Genomic DNA, 22,579 nt, shown 5'->3' on the forward strand with positions numbered 1-22,579 from the left:
ACTCTCCAATAAAGTGTTTGATATAGCTCTTAAAGTTTAAAAATTGATGGGATTGTAAAATCCCTGACTTACCTGGCTTTTGTTTGGTTTTCAAAGAACAAGTTTGCGCCGCTCGTTTTGGCGACTTTATTAGATTACCATACTAGCATCTATTAAGTCAACCGTTTTTCTGAAAAAGTTTTTATCAGAAGTTCGCCTGAAAGAATAGGCAAAACAAGAAGCTCAATAAATATACCACCATAATGGATTTATTGCAAGTGTTTTTTAAATAAAGTTGTATAAACATAAAAAAGAGAGTCCCTGCTGGCTTTGGGACTCCCTTGTTTCCGTTATTCAGAGAGAACTTCTTCAATAAAGAGATCATTGTTGTCCCTTAAAGAGATAATGGCGGACGATTGATCCAGCTGGATAATCGGTCTCGCAGGATGAGAGTCTTCCTTAAAAACGATAGATCCTGTCTGGCCGTCCGATAGTCTTACTCTCGTCCCTGCTGAAAAGATAGACAGTCCGTCCGTCACCGCCCGAATGATAGCTGGATCAAACTGGCCGAATTGATCTTTCATCATTAGCTCGATGACTTTAAAAGGACTTAGTTTTTTCCGGTAGGGCCTTTCTGAAGTCATCGCAAGGTAGACGTCCGCTGCGGCAAGGATTCTGCTGTAAGGATGAAGCTTGCTTCCATGAACCTTGAGTGGATAGCCGCTTCCATCCTGACGTTCATGATGCTGCAGGACCCCGAGAAGAACACCCTCTTTTATAGCAGGCAATTTTTTAAGCATGTTATAGCCTTGGATGGAATGCTGCTTCACTTCTTTAAGCTCATGAAGGTTCAAGGGCCCTTTTTTCTTTAAGATAGCTGGAGATATTTTGGACATGCCGCAGTCGCACAGCGCGCCTGCCACTCCAATCTGGAGACAGTCCCCTCTTGAAAATCCAAGTTTTTTAGCTATGAAAGCACTAAGTACAGAAAGAGACACTGCATGGTGATACAAATAATCGTCTGTATTTTGCGCCTGCTGCATGTCCTTTAATCCCCCAGGCTGGTCCATTCCTTTTTCCACAACAGGTACGATTGCTTTCCTTAATGTAAGCACATCGATTTGAGCACCTGCTCTCCAGTTGGTGAACAGCACTTTAAATCGCTTTACGGCTTCGTTATAGAGAGGCAGGAAGGCACCGGGCATCTCTATAGAAGAAACAGGAGATGGCTTGCTTTTTTCAGGAGCAGTCTTTGTTGTCTGTTTATTTTTGGAAGTTTCAGAGACAATTTCAATTTCCCTGATCATGAACAACGATAAAATGTCCAGGTGCTCAGCTGTCAGGACAGTATTCTTCTTTATAATCGGATGATTCGTACGGCCGAAATGATCGGTAGCAAGAACTTGGCCGACTTTTGCCGCTGAAGGATGGATTATCATCTTGGTTCCCCGCTTTTTATGTATATGAAATTCATTTTCATTTTACATATAAAAAAGAGGAAAATATATGATTATTTTCCTCTTTTTATCAATTATTCTTCTGTATCGTTTTCATTAGAAGATTCTTCTGGAGCCTGTGTTTCTTCGTGGCCTTCCAATTCTTCTTCCAATCCGTCTTCAATATCTTCATCAAGCTCTTTTTCTACAACCGCAACAGTGGCTACATGGTTGCCTTCGTGCATGGAGATCAATTTCACACCCTGAGTATTTCTTCCCATGGATGAGATGCCTGACATGTTCATACGGATCAGGATGCCGTCAGCGGTAATAATCATGAGGTCTTCATCATTCGTTACCGTTTTAAGCGCGATGATCGCTCCGTTTCGATCGGTGATGTTACAGGTTTTGATTCCTTTTCCGCCGCGTGACTGCAGACGGTATTCTTCCATTGGTGTACGTTTTCCGTAACCTTTTTTGGTAACGATTAATACATCCTGTGCTTCATCGAGAACTTCCATTCCGACAACATAATCGTCTTCGCCAAGAGTTACAGCTTTTACTCCTGCAGCTGTACGGCCCATTGATCGTACATCATCTTCTTTATAGCGAATCGCCATTCCCTGGCTCGTTCCAACGATAATCTCCTTGCTGCCATCTGTCAGTTTAACACCCATCAGCTCGTCATCTTCACGCAAGGTAATGGCAAACAGACCGCCTTTTCGGATATTAGCAAACTGAGAAAGCGGAGAACGTTTCGTAATCCCATGTCTCGTCATGAAGTTGAGGTACCACGTATCCTCGAATTCTTCTACAGGAATGACAGCTGAAATCGTTTCATCCCGTTCAACCTGAAGCATGTTGACAATCGGAATTCCTTTTGCCGTTCTGCTCATTTCAGGAATCTCATAACCTTTCAGGCGGTACACTTTACCTTTATTCGTAAAGAAGAGGATCGTATTATGAGAGTTTGTTGTAAAGAGATGTTCCACGAAATCATCTTCACCCGTTCCCATGCCTTGGATGCCGCGGCCGCCTCGACGCTGTGAGCGGTAGGTAGAGATGGGAAGACGCTTAATGTATCCCTTGTTCGTTAAAGTAATGACGATATTTGTTCTTGGAATGAGGTCCTCATCTTCAATCATGTCGAAGCCGACGGTAATGTTCGTACGGCGCGCATCACTGAAGCGTTCTTTGATCTCAGTGAGTTCTTCACGAATGATTTCGAGAATCCTTTCCTCATCTGCCAGGATGGCTTTCAGCTCTGCAATGAGAGCGACAAGCTCTTTATACTCATTTTCAATCTTGTCCCGCTCCAGGCCTGTCAAACGTTGAAGCCTCATTTCCAGGATGGCTTGAGCCTGTTCATAGCTTAGAGAGAATTTCACCATCAAGCCGTCTCGCGCAATCTCTGTTGTTCTTGAAGAACGGATAAGGGCGATGACTTCATCAAGATGATCCAGCGCAATTCTTAAGCCTTCAAGAATATGAGCACGCGCTTCTGCTTTCCGAAGATCGAACTCTGTTCTGCGGCGGATGATGACCTGCTGATGTTTCAAGTAATAATACAGACATTCTTTAAGGTTCAGTACTTTCGGCTGTCCATCGACCAATGCCAGCATATTGATGCCGAAGCTGGTTTGCAGCGCCGTCTGTTTATAAAGGTTATTTAAGAGTACATTGGCATTCGCATCACGGCGGACTTCAATGACAATACGCATTCCATTTCGGTCTGACTCGTCGCGAAGATCAGTGATGCCGTCAATCTTTTTATCCCTGACTAATTCTGCGATTTTTTCGATCAGGCGGGCTTTGTTGACTTGGTAAGGAATTTCATTAACGATAATCGTACTTTTGCCGTTCGCCTGTTCTTCAATCTCTGCTTTGGCACGGATAATGATGGAGCCTCTTCCAGTCTGGTAAGCTTTCCTGATTCCTTCTCGTCCTAAAATTTCACCTGCTGTCGGGAAATCCGGCCCAGGAATGAATTCCATTAGTTCCGGAATAGAAATATCAGGATTTCGGCTGAGTTCCAAAATACCGTCGATGACTTCTCCGAGATGGTGAGGAGGAATATTGGTTGCCATCCCAACAGCAATCCCGGAAGTACCGTTGACCAAGAGGTTTGGAAAACGGGAAGGCATAACAATCGGTTCACGTTCGGAGCCGTCATAGTTATCCTTATAGTCAATCGTGTCCTTGTTGATGTCACGGACCATTTCCATCGCAATTTTTGACATTCTTGCTTCTGTATAACGCATTGCCGCAGCGGCGTCCCCATCCACGGAACCAAAGTTGCCGTGGCCGTCGATCAGCATGTGGCGATATGCAAAATCCTGCGCCATACGAACCATCGTTTCATATACGGCAGAGTCGCCGTGAGGGTGATACTTACCGATAACTTCCCCGACGATACGAGCGGACTTTTTGTACGCTTTATCGGCGGTCATGCCCAGGTCGTTCATCGCATAAAGAATCCGCCGGTGAACAGGCTTCAGGCCGTCACGGACATCAGGAAGTGCACGGCTCACGATAACGCTCATCGCATAATCCATAAATGATGTACGCATTTCCGAGCTGATATTTATTTCCTTCACCCGGGATTGATCTGCTTCAGACATTAGTTCTAACCTCCATTTACTGCATGATCCATAAGAAATTCTCTTTACGGTGCACTCATTTCCTTACAAATAATATCTATAAAAACGGTAAGAGAAACAGGGGTATGCCCTGTTTCCACTGTTGTTAAATATCCAAGTTTTTGACGTAATGGGCATTTTCCTGAATGAAATCACGCCGCGGTTCGACCTTATCCCCCATCAAGATCTCAAAGGTTTCATCCGCTTCCATCGCATCTTTCAGTTCAACCTGCAGCAGCGTTCTTGTTTCTGGATCCATGGTCGTTTCCCACAGCTGAGTGGGATTCATTTCTCCAAGACCTTTATAGCGCTGAACTCCCGGTTTTGGATTCTGCGGGATCTCTTTCATAATTCTATCCATTTCTTTATCGTTATAAGCATATTCAATCCGCTTGCCCTGCTGAATCTTATAAAGAGGCGGCTGTGCGATGTAGATATATCCATTCTCGATGATCGGTCTCATATACCGGTAAAAGAACGTCAGCAGCAGTGTACGGATATGAGCGCCATCGACATCAGCATCCGTCATGATGATAATTTTATGGTATCTCGCTTTTGAAATATCAAAATCTTCACCGATACCCGTACCGAGTGCCGTAATGATGGCTCGGATCTCATTGTTTGATAAGATTTTATCAAGACGTGCTTTTTCTACGTTGATGATTTTTCCCCGCAATGGCAGAATCGCCTGAAAATGGCGGTCGCGCCCTTGTTTGGCTGATCCACCTGCCGAGTCACCCTCAACGATGTACAATTCAGATACGCTGGCGTCCTTTGAAGAACAGTCTGCCAGTTTACCTGGAAGAGAAGAAACATCAAGTGCGCTTTTTCTGCGTGTCAGCTCGCGGGCTTTTTTGGCAGCGACGCGCGCACGAAGCGCCATCATCCCTTTTTCCAGTACCCGCTTGGCGATATTTGGATTTTCCAGCATAAAGGTGGAGAACTGTTCAGAGAATAGAGATTCAGTAATCGTTCTCGCCTCAGAGTTTCCAAGTTTCGTTTTCGTCTGTCCTTCAAACTGTGGATCTGGATGTTTGATGGAGATGATGGCAGTCAAACCTTCACGCACATCATCACCCGACAAGTTTGTATCGCTGTCTTTGAACATATTGTTTCGGCGTCCATAATCATTAATGACACGTGTTAACGCGGTTTTAAACCCAGACTCATGGGTTCCGCCTTCATGCGTGTTAATGTTGTTGGCGAAAGAATAGATATTGCTCGTATAGCTGTCGTTATACTGAAGTGCGATCTCTAGAGAGATTCCATCTTTCTCTCCTTCGATGAAGATCGGCTCATGAATGGCTTCACGTGAGCGGTTGATGTGTTCAACGTAGGATTTGATCCCGCCTTCATAATGGTACTCCTGTTCGACTGGCTCTTCTTCGCGCTTGTCCCTAGCGATAATCTTGATTCCGCGATTAAGGTAGGCAAGTTCTCTAATCCTTTGAGAGAGTGTGGCAAAGTCAAATTCCCTCGTTTCCGTAAAGATTTCTTTATCCGGAACAAAGTGAATGATCGTTCCCCGTTTGTCTGTTTCTCCAATCACAGCCAGGTCGGCCGCTGGAACACCGCGGTGGTACTGCTGATAATGAATCTTGCCGTCACGATGGACGGTTACATCCATTTCACTGGAAAGCGCATTTACAACGGACGCACCAACACCATGAAGTCCTCCGGATACTTTATAACCTCCGCCGCCAAATTTACCGCCGGCATGAAGTACGGTCATGATGACCTCTACAGCAGGACGTCCCATTTTTTCTTGAATCCCAACAGGAATACCTCGTCCATTGTCCGTAACAGTAATGCTGTTATCTTTTTCGATCGTGACAGTAATCTCATCACAGTAACCAGCCAAAGCTTCATCGATCGAGTTATCGACGATTTCCCACACTAAGTGGTGCAGCCCTTTTACGCTCGTGGAACCGATGTACATTCCGGGACGTTTGCGGACAGCTTCGAGCCCTTCTAATACCTGAATATCACTTTCATCATAATGCTGTTCTAATTTCTGATCAGTAGTCATTTTTTTCTTCACCTACATTTCGGTTTCGGGAACAATTTCAAATAAAGCCTTTTATTTTAAATACCAGCTATGGGCAAAATCAATACGTTCTCCTGCCCGTTTTTTCAGTGTGATCGAGGATAGAGGGGAGATATAAACCTGTTTCTTTGTGATGATAACGGATTTTGGATTTGTGTCGCATAGATTGACCATGCTTTTCTTTTCTTTGTGCTGCCTTAAAAAGTCGTTCATTAATTCCGAGCTTTCAAGAGCATGGTAATCCAGAATAGCTACGATATCTTTTTGCTGGATCACCGCTTCTTCGCCAATATGAAGTAACATGGTTCACCTCACCTTATCCGTTCAATCGCACCTTGTTCGACATGGTACGTTGCCGCCTTTTCCAGCGTTTCATGATGAATACCTTCCACACTTGTTGTCGTAACAAACGTTTGTACTTTGCCTTGAATAGTGTTCAGCAGATGAGACTGCCTGTAATCATCAAGTTCTGATAAAACGTCATCCAGCAGCAGCAGTGGATATTCCCCGACTTCTGAATGAATGAGATCGATTTCTGCAAGTTTGATCGAAAGCGCAGTAGTTCTCTGCTGGCCCTGTGAACCGAACGTTTGCACATCTTTTCCGTTCACGTGGAAAAGCAGGTCGTCACGGTGCGGTCCGAAAAGAGTGGTCCCTCGCTCTAGTTCTCTATCTTTTATTTTAACAAACTTTTGTTCATAAGCTTCTATCATTTTCGACAAATCTTGCTCTTCACATACCTCAATGGTCGGTTTATATAAAACTTCCAGCCTTTCAAGCCCTCGGCTGATCCCGTGATGGATCGGATCGGCCCAGCTTTGAAGCAGTTTCATATAGCTCATGCGTTTTTCTGTAACTCTTGCAGCCGACTGAATCATTTGTTCAGTCAGGATATCCAGCATGACTCCGTTTTCTTTTGAACGGTTCCGCTGCATATCCCGCAAAAGCGAGTTGCGCTGAGCGAGGACTTTTTGATATTGGGTCAGGTAGTGGAGATATACAGGATTGACCTGTCCGATCTCCATATCGATAAAACGACGTCGCACCTGCGGACTCCCTTTTACAAGATTCAAATCCTCAGGTGCAAACATGACGACATTTAATGCCCCTATATAATCAGTCAGCCTCCGCTGTTCAAGTCCATTGACTTTTGCTTTCTTTCCTTTTTGCGAAATGACCAGGCTTAAACTGAATGATCCGGTCCTTTTTTGAACCCGTCCTTCTATTTTAGCATATTCTTCGTCCCAATAGATTAATTCTTTATCACGGGGAGTCCTGTGGGATTTAGCCATCGCAAGCACATAGATGGCCTCCATCACATTTGTTTTACCCTGTGCGTTTTCACCAAGAAACACGTTCACTTTGTTTTCAAAGTTAATCTCCTGGGACGAATAATTCCGGTAGTTCCTAATGTTTAATTCTTCAATATACAACGGGATACCCCCATCTATCTCGCTACAGTAAATTCACCTAAATCGGGAACAGAAACCGCATCGCCTTCATAAAGCTTTCTGCCTCTGCGGTTTTCAGGTTCACCGTTAACCAGCACTTCATTCTCTGCTAAATACCATTTTACCATTCCTCCGCTAGAGATGGCATCTACCTGTTTTAAAAGCTGCTGCAGCGTAATATACTCGGTTGTTATTTTTACAGTTTCCATCGTTACACCCCTTTTTAGCTAGTATTTTCATTTTTATCCTCTTTATGAAAAGGCATAAAAGCTGCCGGATAAAGACCAGCAGCTTTTTATGCGTTATTTATGTTCTTAATACGTTCTGACAGGAAGAATGAGCTGTTTAACTGTCTCATTTTCTACAGGTGTGATAAGGAACGGCCGCATAGCACCTGTAAACAAGACTTTAATTTCTGTACAATCCATCGCTTTAAGGGCATCAATCATATACTTCGCGTTGAACGAAATCTTAAGTTCTTCTCCCTCCATCGATTCAGTGATGACATTCTCGTAAACTTTTCCGATTTCCGGTGAGTTGGAAGAGATCTCGATTGTCTGGTTATCCAATGTGGCCAGCTTGACCACATTATTTCTGCCCTCTCTTGCTAAAAGGGAGGCTCGGTCAATCGCCTGCAGGAAATCTTTCGTAGATAATCCGAGTGTTGTTTTGCTCTCACTGGGAAGCAGCTTGCTCGTATCAGGATAATTGCCGTCAAGCAGGCGGGAGAAGAACAATGTATTTTTCGTTTTGAACAGTACTTGATTATCGGTCACAACGATTTGAACCAGTTCACTGGATTCTTCTACGATCTTCGAAAGTTCATTCAGGCTTTTACCTGGAATGACAACATTCTGGAACGATAATTCTTCCGTGTTGCTCTCAATTCTTGCTGTGCGCAGTGCGAGGCGATGGCTGTCTGTTGCTACACAGCTTAATACGCCATCCTCAAGCTTGATGTTCACCCCAGTTAATATAGGGCGTGTTTCTGACGTGGACACCGCGAAGACAGTTTGCCTGATAATTTGGCGAAGCAGATCTCCTTGAATACTGAACACATTTTGTTCTTCAATCTGAGGAAGGCGAGGATATTCTTCAGGATCCAGGCCAACCAGGCTGAATTCGGATGCTCCCGAACGAAGCTTTGTTTCAAAACGTTCTCCGACTTCGATTTCAACCGTATCATTTGGCAGTTTTTTAACGATTTCAGAGAAATACCTTGCTTGCAGCACGATACTTCCTGGTTTTTGAACTTCTAAATTGACAGTTCCGTTCTCTTCCATAGGAATCAAACGTTCAATGGATATATCGGAATCACTGCCGGTTAATGTCATTCCTTCACTATGTACGTCCATTTTGATCCCTGTCAAAATTGGTATCGTTGTTCGTGAAGAAACGGCCTTCATTACATCTTGAACACCTTCAATTAGCTGGCTTCGGTTAATTTGAAATTTCATCGTCATCCCCCTGAACATTTTCATTTTGAAATTGTGTTATATTATTCATTTTTTTTAAATAAAAAATAGTCGTAGTAATAGTAGGGCCTGTGAATCTGTGGATAACTGCAAATAGTTAAAGGAAGAACAGCCTATCCACATGTGGACAGGCTGTGTATAAGCATGTACCGGTTATTCACAGTATTCACAGCAAAAACAGGTGCTTATAGAGGCACTACGATTTTAACTGATCGTGAATTTCCTTGATATTCTTTTGCAGCAGCTGGTCGGAAACCATTAAGTTTGAAATTTTCTCATGAGCGTGCAGGACAGTCGTATGGTCCCTTCCCCCAAATTCTTCGCCGATCTTAGGCAGTGAATTGTCGGTCAGCTCCCTTGCGAGATACATGGCGATCTGTCGAGGAAAGGCAACAGACTTTGTCCTCTTCTTGGCAGTGAAATCTTCAAGCTTGATATTATAATGCCTGCCGACAATCTCTTGAATATGAAGAATTGTGATCATACGCGGTTTAGAGGAAGGAATGATGTCCTTCAATGCCTCTGCTGCCAGATCTGCATTCATATCCTGGTTTATAAGAGAAGAATAGGCAACAACACGGATCAAAGCACCTTCCAGTTCACGGATGTTGGTGTCGATTTGATTCGCGATGTAAAGCATCACTTCATTTGGAATGTCCAATCCTTCTGCTTTCGCTTTTTTACGCAGAATCGCAATTCTCGTCTCAAGGTCCGGCGGAGTGATATCTGTAATCAGCCCCCATTCAAAACGGGAACGGAGCCTGTCCTCTAATGTAGGAATCTCTTTTGGAGGACGGTCACTTGAAATAACAATCTGCTTGCTTTCTTCATGAAGAGCGTTGAACGTATGGAAAAATTCTTCCTGAGTCTGTTCTTTTCCCGCCAAAAACTGAATATCATCAATCAATAGAACGTCAACACTCCTGAATTTATTTCTAAATTCGACAGTTTTGTTGTCACGGATCGAGTTAATGAACTCATTTGTAAACTTTTCAGAGGACAAATACGCCACTTTGGCATTGGGTTTATGGTCGATCACATAATGGCCGATCGCATGCATCAAGTGGGTCTTCCCCAAACCTACGCCTCCATAGATAAACAAAGGATTATAAGCTTTGGCAGGAGCTTCAGCCACCGCTAGAGAAGCAGCATGGGCGAATCGGTTTCCTGACCCGATAACGAACCGGTCAAATGTGTACTTCGGATTCAGCATGCTTTGTTTCACTTCTTCTTGCTGCTCCACATTTACTTTTTGTGTTTTCTTTAACACTTTTTCAAGGTCAACTTCTTCTTCCATCTGATTTTGAGGAATGATGAATTTGACATCCAGCGCAGCACCGGTTACATCCTGAAGGGTTTCCGAGATCAGGGTGGAATAACGGGATTCCAGCCAGTCACGGGCAAACTCGTTCGGTGCAGTAATGATAAGCGTATCATTTTGCAGTGCATGTGCCGCTGTGGACTTCAACCATGTCTCAAAGCTGGGCTTGCTGACCTTCTTTTCCATGGCAGCCAGTGCTTTGTTCCATAGGTCATTAATATTTTCCACCAACTGTCCCTCCTAAAAATATTTATATAAACGAGGCTTTTTCTTCCTTGCGTACAGCTTAAATTCAAAGGCAGCGCGAAAGAAAACCTCAAGACAGTCGAGGGCAATTTTTAATGAGTGAAACCAGATTTGATGTTCCAATCATAAAATAGCCGTCGAGGGTAAAGGTTCATCTTGAGGCTTATAAAGGCACTTTTCACAAAACGCTTGATGTTGTTCAAGCCTTGTACAGCGATATGTATATAATCGAATAAATATACTATTCACAGCAAAAGTGCACAATCTATTAATATAGTAGAAAATCAGTATAAGGTAAGTCATACAGAGGATGTGGACAACCTTATAAACATCAATTTTAAACTGTCCACAACTTTATCCACACGCTGTGGATAAAAACATGGTCGCATGAAGTTATCAACGAGTTAAAACACAACAATCATAACAAATAAATCCCATGAATGCAATGTGTTTTTCGTACTTATCCACAACCCCTACAACTTGTGTACGGATGTTGTCCACAGCACTAGATTTTGTGTAAAACTTGTCGATAAAGGGTGTGGATAATGAAAAAAGTGTCGAAAAAAGTATCCACAGGGGGGATGAAAACGAAAACTGCCGTACGGATCAGCAAAAGTTTTACTCTGGGGAGTTTTCCTGTTTTTATAATTAAATTCTGTGAAGACTTGACAAATCGAGGGTAGCATCCTTATACTTACTTAGACTGTCTTTTTTGATATATCCTCAGGGAGGTGTAATATATAATGAAACCAACGTTCCAACCAAATAACCGTAAACGTAAGAAAGTACATGGTTTTCGTGCGCGTATGGCAACTAAGAACGGCCGTAAAGTTCTTGCTCGCCGCCGCCAAAAAGGAAGAAAAGTATTATCTGCATAGGCCACTGACATCAGTGGTCTTTTTTCTGATGTAGGAATAGCAGAAATCAGTTTAGATTAAAATAAGTAACCGATACTGTTAATAGTAATTGAATGATTAAATAAGCCGTATCAGATCCAGGTGGAGTGTTGCCGGATGGAAAAGAAAAAGCGCATCAAGAAAAATGAAGAATTTCAAGAAGTATTTAAAAGAGGAAAATCGTCTGCCAATCGCCAATTTGTAATATATGCGCTGGAAAAAAGCGATCAGCCTTATCTGCGGCTTGGATTATCAGTCAGCAAGCGGGTCGGAAATGCGGTTACCCGGAACCGGATAAAGCGTGTGGTCAAAGAAATCTTCTTGAAACATGAAGAAGAGATCACATCCGGAAGAGATTACATCATTATTGCCAGAAATCCAACAGCAGATATGGATTTTTTTGAGATGGAAAAAAGCCTTCTACACGTTTTACAGCGAGCCGGTTCGATCAGACAGTCTAAGGGAAGGCGAAAATGAAACGGCTCTTTATTTTGATCATCCGTTTTTACCAGCGATTTATTTCCCCAATGACTCCGCCAGCTTGCCGGTTTTATCCCACATGTTCGACCTATGGAATTGAAGCAATTCAGCGATTTGGAGCAATCAAAGGAACCTGGCTGACTTTAAAACGTATATTAAAATGCCATCCTTTCCATCCAGGCGGAATTGATCCTGTGCCTGAAAGAAAGAATCGCCGAAAATAAAGAAACAACGCTTTAAGGAGGATGAGGAGTGCGAAAGAAATTAGGAATTACGTTTGCCTTAGTCAGTTTAATGGTACTGTTATCTGGCTGCAGCTCGACTAAAACGCCGATTACCCCCGAAAGTACCGGATTTTGGGATGAATATTTTGTTTATCCGCTCTCATGGGTTATTACACAGTTTGCTGAAATGATGGGCAACAACTATGGTCTGTCCATTGTGGTTGTAACGATTCTTATTCGTTTGGCTTTGCTGCCGCTCATGATTCAGCAGACAAGAAGTTCGAAAGCTATGCAAAACATCCAGCCAGAACTTCAAAAACTGCGTGAGAAATACAGTTCCAAAGATGCAACAACGCAGCAGAAGCTTCAGCAGGAAACAATGCAGCTGTTCCAATCCCAAGGGGTTAACCCTTTGGCGGGCTGTCTGCCATTGCTGATTCAGATGCCGATCCTGCTTGGTTTTTACCATGCGATTATGCGTACTCAGGAAATTAAGAATCACAGCTTCCTATGGTTCGATTTAGGTGTGCATGACCCTTATTATATCTTGCCTGTTGTTGCGGGTCTTACCACCTTCCTTCAGCAGAAAATTATGATGGGCGGCACGGACAACCCGAACCCGCAAATGAAAATGCTTCTTTATATCATGCCGGTCATGATTGTTGTATTTGCGATTAATTTCCCTGCAGCATTATCACTCTACTGGGTAATTGGTAACTTATTTATGATCGTACAGACTTATTTTATTACAGCCCCGAAAAAGAATAAGAAAAATGAAATTGATAGGGGAGCTAAAAAGTGAAACAGATAAAGGTAACGGGAAAAACAGTAGAAGAAGCAGTTTCCACAGCATTGGCCGAGCTTCATGCTTCTAAAGAAGAGGTTGAGGTAAAAGTACTCGAAGAATCTAAAAGAGGGTTTTTGGGTTTTGGCGGAAAACCGGCTTTAATAGAAGTCTCTCTTAAACCAGATCCGGTAAAGCTGGCTGTTGCTTTTTTACAGGAAGTCACCGATAAAATGGGTGTGCCTGTTACCATTTCACTGAAAGAAACGCGGGAAGAAATCATCTTGGAATTAACAGGTGAAAAGATTGCCATTTTGATCGGAAAAAGGGGACAGACCCTTAACTCCCTTCAGTACCTAACCAATCTTGTAGCCAATAATCACTCGAGCCGTTATCTCCGCATCATCATTGATGCAGAAAATTACAGAGAACGACGCCGCGAATCGCTTGAAAGACTGGCTGTCCATACAGCTCAAAAAGTTTCGGCGACTGGTAAAGGAGTAGCACTCGAACCGATGCCTTCCAACGAAAGAAAAGCCATACATATGGCATTGCGAAACAATAAAAAAATAGAAACTACTTCTGAAGGGGCAGAGCCATTCCGCAAGGTCATCATCCGCCCCTTGAAAAAGTAAGATCTGCTCCGGGCTGATGCCCGGAGTTTTTTAGTTGGAAAAGCTGAAACGACCTAAGACGGAATAGTTTCTTTTCGTCATTGGACACTGAAGCTGGATCCTGGTTTGAAAAGGAAGATACCCGCCAAAATTAACAAAACACCCGGCTTTTTTCATTGCCTTTTATATCCCTGCTAGGTTAAACTAAAAGGTATTGTGGATAATTATGTCTGTTTTTTTCAGGGAAGTTATCCACTGTGGATATGTTAGAAACATAAATAAAGGAAATAATACAATAGATACAGTATGTTTTGGGTTTCAAAGAGAGGTGAGAAGGATGGAATACGATACAATTACGGCCATTTCCACACCGATGGGGGAAGGTGCTATAGCCATTGTACGATTGAGCGGCAGTGAGGCTATAGCCATTGCCGATTCCATATATAAAGGGAAAAAGATGCTTCAGGAAGTGGAGTCACATACGATTCATTACGGCAAACTCATTGAACCAAAAACGGGGGAACCTGTTGAGGAGGTCATGGTTTCGGTCATGAAAGGCCCTCGTACGTTTACGAGGGAAGATGTGGTTGAGATCAACTGCCACGGGGGTATTGTTTCTGTAAACCGTGTACTTCAGCTGGTACTCAACAATGGTGCAAGACTGGCTGAACCAGGCGAATTTACAAAACGCGCCTTTTTGAACGGCAGGATTGACCTGTCCCAGGCTGAAGCGGTTATGGATTTGATCCGTGCTAAAACAGACCGGGCGATGAACGTGGCGCTTAACCAGATGGAAGGGCGGTTATCCAAGCTGGTCGGAAAACTAAGGCAGACACTGCTGGAGACCATTGCACATGTCGAGGTGAACATTGACTATCCGGAATACGATGCAGAGGAAATGACTCATTCCCTTTTGAACGAGAAATTGACGTTTGTTAAACAGGAAGTAGATAAGATCCTGACTACAGCACAGCAAGGGAAGATTTTGCGTGAAGGCCTGTCTACCGCTATTATCGGCCGCCCCAACGTCGGAAAATCCTCGCTGATGAATGCGCTCGTTCATGAAAACAAAGCCATCGTAACAGATGTTGCCGGAACGACCCGCGATGTGATTGAGGAATACGTGAATGTAAGAGGAGTTCCCCTTCGCCTTGTTGATACAGCAGGAATCCGTGAAACTGAAGATATCGTTGAACGAATCGGCGTTGAAAAATCGCGAAAAGTCCTTAAAGAATCAGATCTTATTTTACTTGTAGTCAATAATAACGAACCTTTGTCCCAAGAAGACGAGAATCTTTTTGAAGCAGTAAAAGGGCTTGATGTTATCGTAATCGTCAACAAAACAGACCTTAAACAAGAAATAGAAATGGACAGGGTAAAAAAATTGGCAGGACAACATCCTGTAATCACCACTTCTCTCCTTGACGAAGAAGGAGTGGACTTGCTTGAAGAAGGGATCGCTCAGCTTTTCTTCCAGGGAGGCATCGAGTCACAGGATATGACGTATGTTTCCAATTCAAGGCATATTGCCCTTTTGCAGCAAACCATTCACCATATAGATGAAGCGTTAAACGGAATAGATTTGAACCTGCCGATCGATATGGTTCAGATTGATATTACCAGGGCTTGGGAGATTCTCGGTGAGATTATTGGAGATACGGTTTCCGAGAGTTTAATTGACCAATTGTTCTCCCAGTTCTGCTTAGGGAAATAAAGGAGGAAGAAAAATGGGATATGATGCAGGCCGGTTCGATGTCATTGTTGTCGGAGCAGGCCACGCAGGGGTTGAAGCCGCACTTGCTTCGGCAAGAATGGGGGCAGAAACTCTGTGTTTAACCCTTAACTTAGATACCATTGCCTATATGCCGTGCAATCCATCGGTCGGCGGTCCTGCCAAAGGGATTGTCGTCCGGGAGCTTGACGCTCTTGGTGGAGAAATGGCCCGGAATATTGATAAAACACACATTCAGATGCGAATGCTGAATACAGGTAAAGGCCCGGCTGTACGTGCTTTGCGTGCCCAGGCCGATAAATTTCTGTACCAGAACGAAATGAAAAGAACGATGGAAAACACGGAGCATCTTACCTTAAGACAAGGTATGGTGGAACGTCTCTTAATCGAGGACGGCGTCTGTAAAGGTGTCGTTACGAAAACCGGAGCGGAATATCATGCTTCAGCTGTTGTTCTGACGACGGGAACTTACTTAAGAGGCAAGATTATTATCGGTGAGCTGTCCTATGAAAGCGGACCGAATAACATGCAGCCATCCGTTAACTTGTCATACCATCTTCAAGAGCTTGGTTTTCAGATGGTCCGTTTCAAAACAGGTACTCCTCCGCGCGTGAACAGCAAAACCATTGATTATTCCGTGACGGAAATTCAACCAGGTGATGAAGTACCCCGTGCTTTTTCATATGAAACAACGAAGTATATTACAGACCAGCTTCCATGCTGGCTGACCTATACCAGTCCTGAAACTCATGAACTCATTAATGGAAACCTTCACCGTTCACCTATGTATTCAGGGATGATTGAGGGTACAGGCCCGCGTTATTGCCCGTCTATTGAAGATAAAATCGTGCGTTTCAATGACAAGCCGCGCCATCAGATCTTTTTAGAGCCTGAGGGAAGAAATACGGAAGAAGTGTATGTTCAAGGACTTTCGACGAGCTTGCCTGAAGATGTTCAGCGAAAAATTCTTTCGACTATTCCAGGATTGGAAAAAGCAGAATTAATGCGTGCAGGCTATGCAATTGAATATGATGCCATCGTACCGACACAGCTATGGCCGTCCCTTGAAACGAAGAACGTCGAAGGGCTTTTCACTGCCGGCCAGCTGAACGGAACGAGCGGCTATGAAGAGGCTGCAGGCCAAGGGGTCATGGCAGGAATCAACGCGGCTTTAAAAGTTCAAAACAAAGAACCGCTTATTCTCAGCAGATCAGATGCCTACATTGGTGTGCTGATTGATGACCTGATTACAAAAGGGACAAATGAACCCTACCGTCTTCTTACATCTCGTGCAGAATACCGTCTGCTTCTCCGTCATGATAATGCAGACCTCAGGCTGACGGAAAAGGGATATGAAATTGGATTAATTCCTCAAGAGCGTTATGACCGTTTTGTTGAAAAGCAAGAAAAGATCAAACAGGAAATCGACCGTTTGGAGCATCTGACAGTCAAACCGTCGCCTGAAGTTCAGGAAATTCTTGAGGGGGCAAAAAGCTCCCCGCTTAAAGAGCCAATGACAGCAGCGACGCTCCTGAAGAGACCCGAAATTACCTACGATGTAGTGGCTCAAATCCATCCTTCTGAAACGCCTGTGGACGAAGTTATTGCCGAGCAGGTTGAAATTCAAGTGAAATATGCAGGTTATATCGATAAGCAGCTTGCACAGGTTGACCGGATGAGAAAGATGGAAAACAAAAAACTTCCGGTGGATCTGGACTACGGTGCAATCAACGGCCTGGCTACTGAAGCTAAACAAAAACTGCTTGAAGTCCGTCCTCTATCAGTAGGACAGGCATCACGGGTGTCGGGAGTTAACCCTGCGGATATTTCGATTTTGCTTGTTTACCTTGAGCAAGGGAAACTAGCTAAGCTTGCACGTTAAGTTTTTGGAGGACAAAATGAATATTACAACCTTTCAAGAAAAGTTGGCAGAGAAGGGTATCAGCCTTTCTCCCCGCCAGCTCCAGCAGTTCGAAGACTATTTTCATATCCTGGTCGAGTGGAATGAGAAAATGAACTTAACGGCTATTACGGATAAAGAAGAAGTGTACTTAAAACACTTTTATGATTCTTTATCAGCAACCTTCTATTTCGATTTTAATCAGGAGTTAACGGTGTGTGATGTAGGTGCAGGAGCGGGTTTTCCGGGAATTCCGCTGAAAATTTGTTTCCCGCAAATTAAGCTCTCGATCTGTGATTCGCTGCAGAAGAGAATCACTTTCTTAGAACACCTTTCAAAAAAACTGGAATTAACCGATATTTCGTTGTATCATGACCGTGCAGAAACGTTCGGACACCGCCCCGATATAAGAGAGGCTTATGATCTTGTCATGGCCCGCGCGGTTGCCAGGATGTCGGTATTGAGCGAGCTTTGTCTTCCCCTTGTTAAAAAGGGAGGCCATTTCCTTGCTATGAAAGGCTCCCAGCTTCCGGACGAAATGAAGGATAGCAAAAAAGCCGTTCAAATGCTGGGCGGCAGCGTAAAAGATGTTTATTCCTTTAAGCTTCCGGTTGAGAACAGTGACAGATACATCGTTCTGGTGGATAAAGTAAAAACCACACCAAAGAAATACCCAAGAAAGCCTGGGACGCCAAATAAGAATCCTCTTTCCTGATTCATAAGCCGAATGTTTCACGTGAAACATCCGGTCTACATATCCCGCGAGGAACAAAGAAATTTCAAAATCTGGCAGGAAAACTGATGGACAGAGCGAAAATCTAAGATAGATAACAAAAGGTGGTGTCATTCATATGAAACATCCTTTTTCACGCTTATTCGGCATCGGTGAGAAAAATCAGACAGCTGAAGCTGAAGAGAAGAACGAAAATGAAGAAATACTGCAACTCCAGGTCAAAGATATCCATCCGAATCAATTCCAGCCTCGTACCGTTTTTATAGATGAAAGAATTGAAGAGTTATCCCAAACGATTGAGACTCATGGGATCATCCAGCCGATTGTTGTCAGGTCAGCGGGAGACCAAACTTATGAGATCATCGCCGGTGAACGGCGGTGGAGGGCAGTACAAAAACTGGGCTGGGATACGATTCCGGCTATTATAAAGGAATTTGATGACTCACAGACAGCCTCTGTTGCACTGATCGAGAACCTGCAGAGGGAAGAGCTGACAGCCATTGAGGAAGCCATGGCCTATGCAAAACTTCTTGAAATCCACGGCCTTACCCAAGAGAGTCTTGCTCAGAAACTTGGAAAAGGCCAATCTACGGTCGCCAACAAGCTCCGGCTGCTGAAACTTCCCCAGCCTATCCAGGATGCATTATTGTTGAAGCAGATCACAGAACGGCATGCAAGAGCTCTCATCATTTTAAAAACTCCAGACAAACAGGAAGCGGTCCTGCAGGAAATTTTAGAGAAGCATCTGAATGTAAAACAGACAGAAGAACGTGTGAAACGGATGATCGAAGGGGAAAATACCGAGAAAAAGCCTGTCGCAAAGAGAAAATCTTTCAGTAAAGATACTCGGCTTGCCATTAATACGGTCAGACAATCTGTCGACATGGTATTAAAGAGCGGATTGACGATTAACACGGAAGAAGAAGATCACGAAGAATTCTATCAGTTCACTATTCGAATTCCGAAAAAATAATGCAAAAAGCCCTTCTTATTTTGATGTGAGAAGGGCTTTTTATTATGTTCTCTTATAAAAAACTTTTTCTGTTTTTTTTTGATAGATTTCCATAAGAAAATGCAGATATTCATGATATGATAAAGGAAATGAACTCTCGTAAAGAATTGAGGTAGGTGTCATCGTGGCTAAAACCATTGCAATTGCCAATCAAAAGGGTGGTGTTGGAAAAACAACTACATCCGTAAACCTCGGAGCATGCCTGGCTTATTTCGGCAAAAAGGTTTTACTTGTTGATATAGACCCACAGGGGAATGCTACTAGCGGTGTGGGAGTTGACAAAGGCGATATTGATCAATGTATCTATAACGTCCTTGTTGACGATGCAGAAGTGAAGGACATCATTTTAGAAACGATTTGTGAAGGATTACATATATTGCCCTCTACGATACAGCTGGCAGGTGCAGAAATTGAGCTGGTGCCGACGATTTCCAGGGAAGTTAGACTGAAAAGAGCTCTTTCTTCGGTCAGCAGCCAATATGATTTCATTATCATCGACTGTCCTCCCTCTTTGGGATTGCTGACGATCAATTCACTTACCGCAGCGGATGCAGTGCTCATTCCGGTGCAATGTGAATATTACGCGCTGGAAGGTCTGAGCCAGCTGTTAAACACTGTCAGGCTAGTGCAAAAGCATTTGAATACGGACCTGATGATTGCCGGAGTGCTTTTGACAATGCTTGATGCCAGAACCAATTTAGGAATTCAGGTAATTGAAGAAGTGAAAAAGTACTTTCAGGATAAAGTCTATACGACCATTATTCCAAGAAACGTTCGACTTTCTGAAGCGCCAAGCCATGGAAAACCGATTATCATTTACGATCCTAAATCCAGAGGTGCAGAGGTTTATTTAGAATTAGCAAAGGAAGTGATTGGCAGTGGCGAAAGGGTTAGGTAAAGGAATCAATGCATTCTTTCCGGGTACAGAACTTGAAAAAGAGGATGCTGTTACTGAAATTAACGTAAAGGAATTGCGCCCCAACCCCTATCAACCGAGGAAAGTGTTCAGTGAGTCAGCCATTGCAGAATTAAGCGACTCAATTAAGGAGCACGGAGTTCTGCAGCCTATTATTGCAAGAAAAAGCATCAAGGGTTATGAGATTGTAGTAGGTGAACGGCGTTTCAGAGCTGCTAAAGAAGCTGGGCTGAAAACAATACCTGTTATCGTCCGTGAATTTACAGAGCAGAAGATGATGGAGATCGCCCTCATCGAGAACCTGCAGCGTGAAGATCTTAATCCGATTGAAGAAGCTCAGGCTTATCAAAAGCTGATGGAGCACCTCAAACTCACTCAGGAAGAACTTGCAGGGCGGGTAGGCAAAAGCAGACCCCATATTGCTAATTTTGTCCGCTTATTGCAGCTTCCTGAGCCCGTTCAGGACATGCTGTCAAAAGGCGCATTGTCTATGGGGCATGGCAGAGCACTGCTTGGTTTGAAAAAGAAAGCAAAAATGCAGGCTGTTGTTGAGAAGTGCTTAAACGACAAAATGAACGTCCGCCAGCTTGAGAAGCTGATTCAGCAGGTCAATCAGAATGTTTCACGTGAAACAAAGAAAAAAAATCAGGAGAAAAACATCTTCTTGATTGAAAAAGAATCGAATCTCCGTGATCATTTTGGCACCTCTGTTTCTATCAAACGAACGAAGCGGAAGGGCAAGATAGAAATTGAGTTTTTCTCTGATGAAGATTTGGAGAGGATTTTGGATCTGATCGGAAAGCAGTAAAACCATCATACGGTGGTTTTACTTTTTTTTGATTTGGCTCTTTTCTAAAGGTTCTTTTCTAAAAGATTGTGGCTTTTGGAACATTTTCACAAATAGCCTTCATTGCTATGTTGATTGGAGTGGAAGGTGCGAGACTCCTCGAAAATGAATTTCACATTTTCCTCGTGCGATATAACGCTGCCGAAGCCTTCCTTGTCCTGCGGGGGAAGCGGGACAGGTGAGACCCACAGGCGCTGTCGCCGGTAAGGCTCAGCGCGGAAAGCGAGAATCCTGTAACGGAAATCAACCACTCCTAAGGCAACAAAGGTTACGAAAACAGACTTAGATTTTAAGCTTGAAAACGCAGCTTGTACATTAGATGAAAAGGCGGGAAAGACATTGGCATTATTAGGGACTTTGGTAAACGGCCTTGCAATAGTAATCGGAAGCTTGCTTGGCTTGTTCTGGCGGAATATACCCGAAAAAACAAAAGTGACGATCATGCAGGCGATGGGGCTTGCAGTCATTATTCTCGGAATCGGCATGGGGCTGAAAAGCAAACAGTTTTTAATCGTGATTGCCAGTCTTGCCATCGGAGGCGTTCTTGGCGAACGGCTGGATCTTGAAGGAAAGCTTGGCCAACTGGGCGACTGGCTTGAAAAGAAGCTGGGCGGGAAAGAAAAAGGGGGTATAGCAAATGCGTTTGTTACAGCAACCCTCGTCTTTGTCATAGGCGCAATGTCCATTGTAGGTGCTCTGGACAGCGGACTAAGACATGACCATGCCGTACTCTATACGAAAGCCCTGATCGATGGATTTTGTGCTATCTTTTTTACGTCGGCTTTAGGAGTCGGTGTGATATTTTCAGCCGTTCCTGTAATACTGTATCAAGGAATTATTGCCTTGTTTGCTACCCAGATCGACCGAATCGTCCCTGCTGATCTAATGAAGCAGATGATTGTGGAAATTACGGGTACAGGAGGGATCATGATTCTGGCCATTGGCTTGAATATCCTGGGATTAACCAAAATAAGGGTAGCCAACCTCCTCCCTGCGCTTCTCTTTACGATCACCATCGTTAGTATCGTTTACTATTGGGACAAGCTTTCTGGTTTTGCCGGGAATTTAATTTAAAAAAGCTGTTCAGGATATCCTGAACAGTTTTTTTTATTGAATGTTATAAAGATCGTCTTTGATTGGAAGGGTTGAAATATTCTTCTTTACCCGATGGCTCATTGAGGCGAAATAAAGGGAATCTGCAATAAGTTCGGCCATTTTCATGACGACGCTCAACCGGGTATTCTGAAGTACGAAATATTCCATGAATCCGCTGACATTTACAATTCCTGTCATATGCATATCTCCTACCGGAGGAAGTTCTTTATTCACGCCTGCTCCCGGTTTAACCGGTCCATCTCCAATTGAGATCATCCCGACATGATTCAGCTTTCCAAGGCAGGCATCAATACCGATGATATAAGCGTTTGGATGATTTTTTTCAATCATTTTAAGTTTGTCTGAGAGGTTTACAGCGTGAACAGGTTCATCCAGTGTTCCGTACACATGGAAGGGAAATGCTTTTATCGCATGAAGTTTAGTGCCTACAAGAGGACCTAATGCATCGCCAGTGGATCGATCTGTCCCGATGCAAACCACCACTACGGGAGTTGTTTGCGTGTTAGGAAGAAGGTTCCCAATTTTTTCAGTAATGACCATGCATGCATCTTTTTCCTCGTGGTGCAATTTATATTGAAAAAGCTTGTCGGGAACGAGCTTCCTTTTAAGGAACATAGAATCCACTCCTTTAAAATGTTACTACCAGTATACGGACTAAATGGCAATACTATACATTGTGAAGCGGGTTACGAGATGCATTTTTTATTAAAGCAGGAAAGGGGTCAAGCTGT

At 43.6% G+C, this 22,579-nt stretch carries 22 protein-coding genes; 12 read left to right on the forward strand and 10 right to left on the reverse strand.

Annotated elements, in window-relative coordinates; genetic code table 11:
• Nucleotides 1-329 precede the first annotated feature (329 nt).
• The 8 genes from AR335_RS16620 to dnaA all read right to left on the reverse strand — a co-directional run bounded on the left by AR335_RS16620 (nucleotide 330) and on the right by dnaA (nucleotide 10,576).
• A complete protein-coding gene (locus AR335_RS16620) occupies nucleotides 330-1,418 on the reverse strand; it encodes an HD-GYP domain-containing protein (protein WP_062238043.1) in 1,089 nt (362 codons plus the stop codon).
• Nucleotides 1,419-1,510: 92 nt separating this feature from the next.
• The gene (gyrA, locus tag AR335_RS16625; RefSeq protein ID WP_062238045.1) at nucleotides 1,511-4,036 is read right to left on the reverse strand and encodes a DNA gyrase subunit A; all 2,526 of its coding nucleotides are present in this window, start codon (nucleotides 4,034-4,036) and stop codon (nucleotides 1,511-1,513) included.
• A 124-nt stretch (nucleotides 4,037-4,160) separates the two neighbouring features.
• Nucleotides 4,161-6,083 carry a DNA topoisomerase (ATP-hydrolyzing) subunit B gene (gyrB, locus tag AR335_RS16630; protein ID WP_062238047.1) on the reverse strand — a complete coding sequence of 641 codons (1,923 nt, stop codon included), beginning with the start codon at nucleotides 6,081-6,083 and terminating at the stop codon, nucleotides 4,161-4,163.
• A gap of 51 nt (nucleotides 6,084-6,134) precedes the next feature.
• Nucleotides 6,135-6,404: an extracellular matrix regulator RemB gene (gene remB, locus AR335_RS16635; protein ID WP_053356306.1), complete on the reverse strand. Its 270-nt coding sequence runs from the start codon at nucleotides 6,402-6,404 to the stop codon at nucleotides 6,135-6,137.
• Nucleotides 6,405-6,412: 8 nt separating this feature from the next.
• Nucleotides 6,413-7,534 carry a DNA replication/repair protein RecF gene (gene recF / locus AR335_RS16640; protein ID WP_062238049.1) on the reverse strand — a complete coding sequence of 374 codons (1,122 nt, stop codon included), beginning with the start codon at nucleotides 7,532-7,534 and terminating at the stop codon, nucleotides 6,413-6,415.
• A gap of 14 nt (nucleotides 7,535-7,548) precedes the next feature.
• Nucleotides 7,549-7,761, reverse strand: coding sequence for a S4 domain-containing protein YaaA (gene yaaA, locus AR335_RS16645; protein ID WP_053356308.1), 213 nt, complete (start codon nucleotides 7,759-7,761; stop codon nucleotides 7,549-7,551).
• A gap of 105 nt (nucleotides 7,762-7,866) precedes the next feature.
• Nucleotides 7,867-9,009, reverse strand: coding sequence for a DNA polymerase III subunit beta (dnaN, locus tag AR335_RS16650; RefSeq protein ID WP_062238051.1), 1,143 nt, complete (start codon nucleotides 9,007-9,009; stop codon nucleotides 7,867-7,869).
• 214 nt (nucleotides 9,010-9,223) lie between these two features.
• On the reverse strand, nucleotides 9,224-10,576 hold the full coding sequence (dnaA, locus tag AR335_RS16655; RefSeq protein ID WP_062238053.1) for a chromosomal replication initiator protein DnaA: 1,353 nt from the start codon (nucleotides 10,574-10,576) through the stop codon (nucleotides 9,224-9,226).
• A gap of 761 nt (nucleotides 10,577-11,337) precedes the next feature.
• Between dnaA and rpmH the strand changes: the two genes are divergently transcribed.
• The 11 genes from rpmH to AR335_RS16710 all read left to right on the forward strand — a co-directional run bounded on the left by rpmH (nucleotide 11,338) and on the right by AR335_RS16710 (nucleotide 20,693).
• Nucleotides 11,338-11,472, forward strand: a complete 135-nt coding sequence (rpmH, locus tag AR335_RS16660; protein ID WP_007201576.1) for a 50S ribosomal protein L34 — start codon at nucleotides 11,338-11,340, stop codon at nucleotides 11,470-11,472.
• A gap of 135 nt (nucleotides 11,473-11,607) precedes the next feature.
• Nucleotides 11,608-11,967: a ribonuclease P protein component gene (rnpA, locus tag AR335_RS16665; RefSeq protein WP_062238055.1), complete on the forward strand. Its 360-nt coding sequence runs from the start codon at nucleotides 11,608-11,610 to the stop codon at nucleotides 11,965-11,967.
• Nucleotides 11,964-12,194, forward strand: a complete 231-nt coding sequence (gene yidD / locus AR335_RS16670) for a membrane protein insertion efficiency factor YidD (RefSeq protein WP_062238056.1) — start codon at nucleotides 11,964-11,966, stop codon at nucleotides 12,192-12,194. The genes rnpA and yidD overlap by 4 nt, the downstream gene beginning before the upstream one ends.
• Before the next feature lie 28 nt (nucleotides 12,195-12,222).
• Nucleotides 12,223-12,996 carry a YidC family membrane integrase SpoIIIJ gene (spoIIIJ, locus tag AR335_RS16675; RefSeq protein WP_053356313.1) on the forward strand — a complete coding sequence of 258 codons (774 nt, stop codon included), beginning with the start codon at nucleotides 12,223-12,225 and terminating at the stop codon, nucleotides 12,994-12,996.
• A complete protein-coding gene (gene jag / locus AR335_RS16680; protein WP_053356314.1) occupies nucleotides 12,993-13,613 on the forward strand; it encodes an RNA-binding cell elongation regulator Jag/EloR in 621 nt (206 codons plus the stop codon). Before spoIIIJ ends, jag begins: the two co-directional genes overlap by 4 nt.
• 316 nt (nucleotides 13,614-13,929) lie before the next feature.
• Nucleotides 13,930-15,306 carry a tRNA uridine-5-carboxymethylaminomethyl(34) synthesis GTPase MnmE gene (mnmE, locus tag AR335_RS16685; protein ID WP_062238058.1) on the forward strand — a complete coding sequence of 459 codons (1,377 nt, stop codon included), beginning with the start codon at nucleotides 13,930-13,932 and terminating at the stop codon, nucleotides 15,304-15,306.
• A gap of 13 nt (nucleotides 15,307-15,319) precedes the next feature.
• Nucleotides 15,320-17,206, forward strand: a complete 1,887-nt coding sequence (mnmG, locus tag AR335_RS16690) for a tRNA uridine-5-carboxymethylaminomethyl(34) synthesis enzyme MnmG (protein ID WP_062238060.1) — start codon at nucleotides 15,320-15,322, stop codon at nucleotides 17,204-17,206.
• 16 nt (nucleotides 17,207-17,222) lie between these two features.
• The gene (rsmG, locus tag AR335_RS16695; RefSeq protein WP_062238062.1) at nucleotides 17,223-17,939 is read left to right on the forward strand and encodes a 16S rRNA (guanine(527)-N(7))-methyltransferase RsmG; all 717 of its coding nucleotides are present in this window, start codon (nucleotides 17,223-17,225) and stop codon (nucleotides 17,937-17,939) included.
• Between the two features lie 136 nt (nucleotides 17,940-18,075).
• Nucleotides 18,076-18,930: a nucleoid occlusion protein gene (noc, locus tag AR335_RS16700; RefSeq protein ID WP_062238064.1), complete on the forward strand. Its 855-nt coding sequence runs from the start codon at nucleotides 18,076-18,078 to the stop codon at nucleotides 18,928-18,930.
• 163 nt (nucleotides 18,931-19,093) lie between these two features.
• On the forward strand, nucleotides 19,094-19,867 hold the full coding sequence (locus AR335_RS16705) for a ParA family protein (RefSeq protein ID WP_053356319.1): 774 nt from the start codon (nucleotides 19,094-19,096) through the stop codon (nucleotides 19,865-19,867).
• Entirely contained in the window at nucleotides 19,848-20,693 is an 846-nt protein-coding gene (locus AR335_RS16710; protein WP_062238066.1) for a ParB/RepB/Spo0J family partition protein, read from the forward strand. The genes AR335_RS16705 and AR335_RS16710 overlap by 20 nt, the downstream gene beginning before the upstream one ends.
• Nucleotides 20,694-20,779: 86 nt before the next feature.
• On the opposite strand, the gene AR335_RS24280 is transcribed toward AR335_RS16710, so the two are convergent.
• Entirely contained in the window at nucleotides 20,780-20,983 is a 204-nt protein-coding gene (locus AR335_RS24280) for a hypothetical protein (RefSeq protein ID WP_156419053.1), read from the reverse strand.
• Nucleotides 20,984-21,071: 88 nt separating this feature from the next.
• Here AR335_RS24280 and AR335_RS16715 point away from each other — a divergent pair, with 88 nt between their 5' ends.
• On the forward strand, nucleotides 21,072-21,806 hold the full coding sequence (locus AR335_RS16715) for a DUF554 domain-containing protein (protein WP_053356321.1): 735 nt from the start codon (nucleotides 21,072-21,074) through the stop codon (nucleotides 21,804-21,806).
• 33 nt (nucleotides 21,807-21,839) lie between these two features.
• On the opposite strand, the gene yyaC is transcribed toward AR335_RS16715, so the two are convergent.
• On the reverse strand, nucleotides 21,840-22,463 hold the full coding sequence (yyaC, locus tag AR335_RS16720; protein ID WP_053356322.1) for a spore protease YyaC: 624 nt from the start codon (nucleotides 22,461-22,463) through the stop codon (nucleotides 21,840-21,842).
• Nucleotides 22,464-22,579 lie beyond the last annotated feature (116 nt).

The sequence above is a fragment of the Fictibacillus sp. FJAT-27399 genome, from assembly GCF_001510655.1.
Lineage (GTDB): Bacteria > Bacillota > Bacilli > Bacillales > Fictibacillaceae > Fictibacillus_C > Fictibacillus_C marinisediminis.

Bases quoted from the DNA above. Each gene is read 5' to 3' on its own strand.
- AR335_RS16620 (WP_062238043.1), bottom strand. From the start codon at position 1,418: ATGATAATCCATCCTTCAGCGGCAAAAGTCGGCCAAGTTCTTGCTACC.
- yaaA (WP_053356308.1), bottom strand. From the start codon at position 7,761: ATGGAAACTGTAAAAATAACAACCGAGTATATTACGCTGCAGCAGCTT.
- dnaN (WP_062238051.1), bottom strand. From the start codon at position 9,009: ATGAAATTTCAAATTAACCGAAGCCAGCTAATTGAAGGTGTTCAAGAT.
- yidD (WP_062238056.1), top strand. From the start codon at position 11,964: ATGAAACGGCTCTTTATTTTGATCATCCGTTTTTACCAGCGATTTATT.
- rsmG (WP_062238062.1), top strand. From the start codon at position 17,223: ATGAATATTACAACCTTTCAAGAAAAGTTGGCAGAGAAGGGTATCAGC.
- mnmG (WP_062238060.1), top strand. From the start codon at position 15,320: ATGGGATATGATGCAGGCCGGTTCGATGTCATTGTTGTCGGAGCAGGC.
- rnpA (WP_062238055.1), top strand. From the start codon at position 11,608: ATGGAAAAGAAAAAGCGCATCAAGAAAAATGAAGAATTTCAAGAAGTA.
- remB (WP_053356306.1), bottom strand. From the start codon at position 6,404: ATGTTACTTCATATTGGCGAAGAAGCGGTGATCCAGCAAAAAGATATC.
- gyrA (WP_062238045.1), bottom strand. From the start codon at position 4,036: ATGTCTGAAGCAGATCAATCCCGGGTGAAGGAAATAAATATCAGCTCG.
- rpmH (WP_007201576.1), top strand. From the start codon at position 11,338: ATGAAACCAACGTTCCAACCAAATAACCGTAAACGTAAGAAAGTACAT.
- mnmE (WP_062238058.1), top strand. From the start codon at position 13,930: ATGGAATACGATACAATTACGGCCATTTCCACACCGATGGGGGAAGGT.
- noc (WP_062238064.1), top strand. From the start codon at position 18,076: ATGAAACATCCTTTTTCACGCTTATTCGGCATCGGTGAGAAAAATCAG.
- gyrB (WP_062238047.1), bottom strand. From the start codon at position 6,083: ATGACTACTGATCAGAAATTAGAACAGCATTATGATGAAAGTGATATT.
- yyaC (WP_053356322.1), bottom strand. From the start codon at position 22,463: ATGTTCCTTAAAAGGAAGCTCGTTCCCGACAAGCTTTTTCAATATAAA.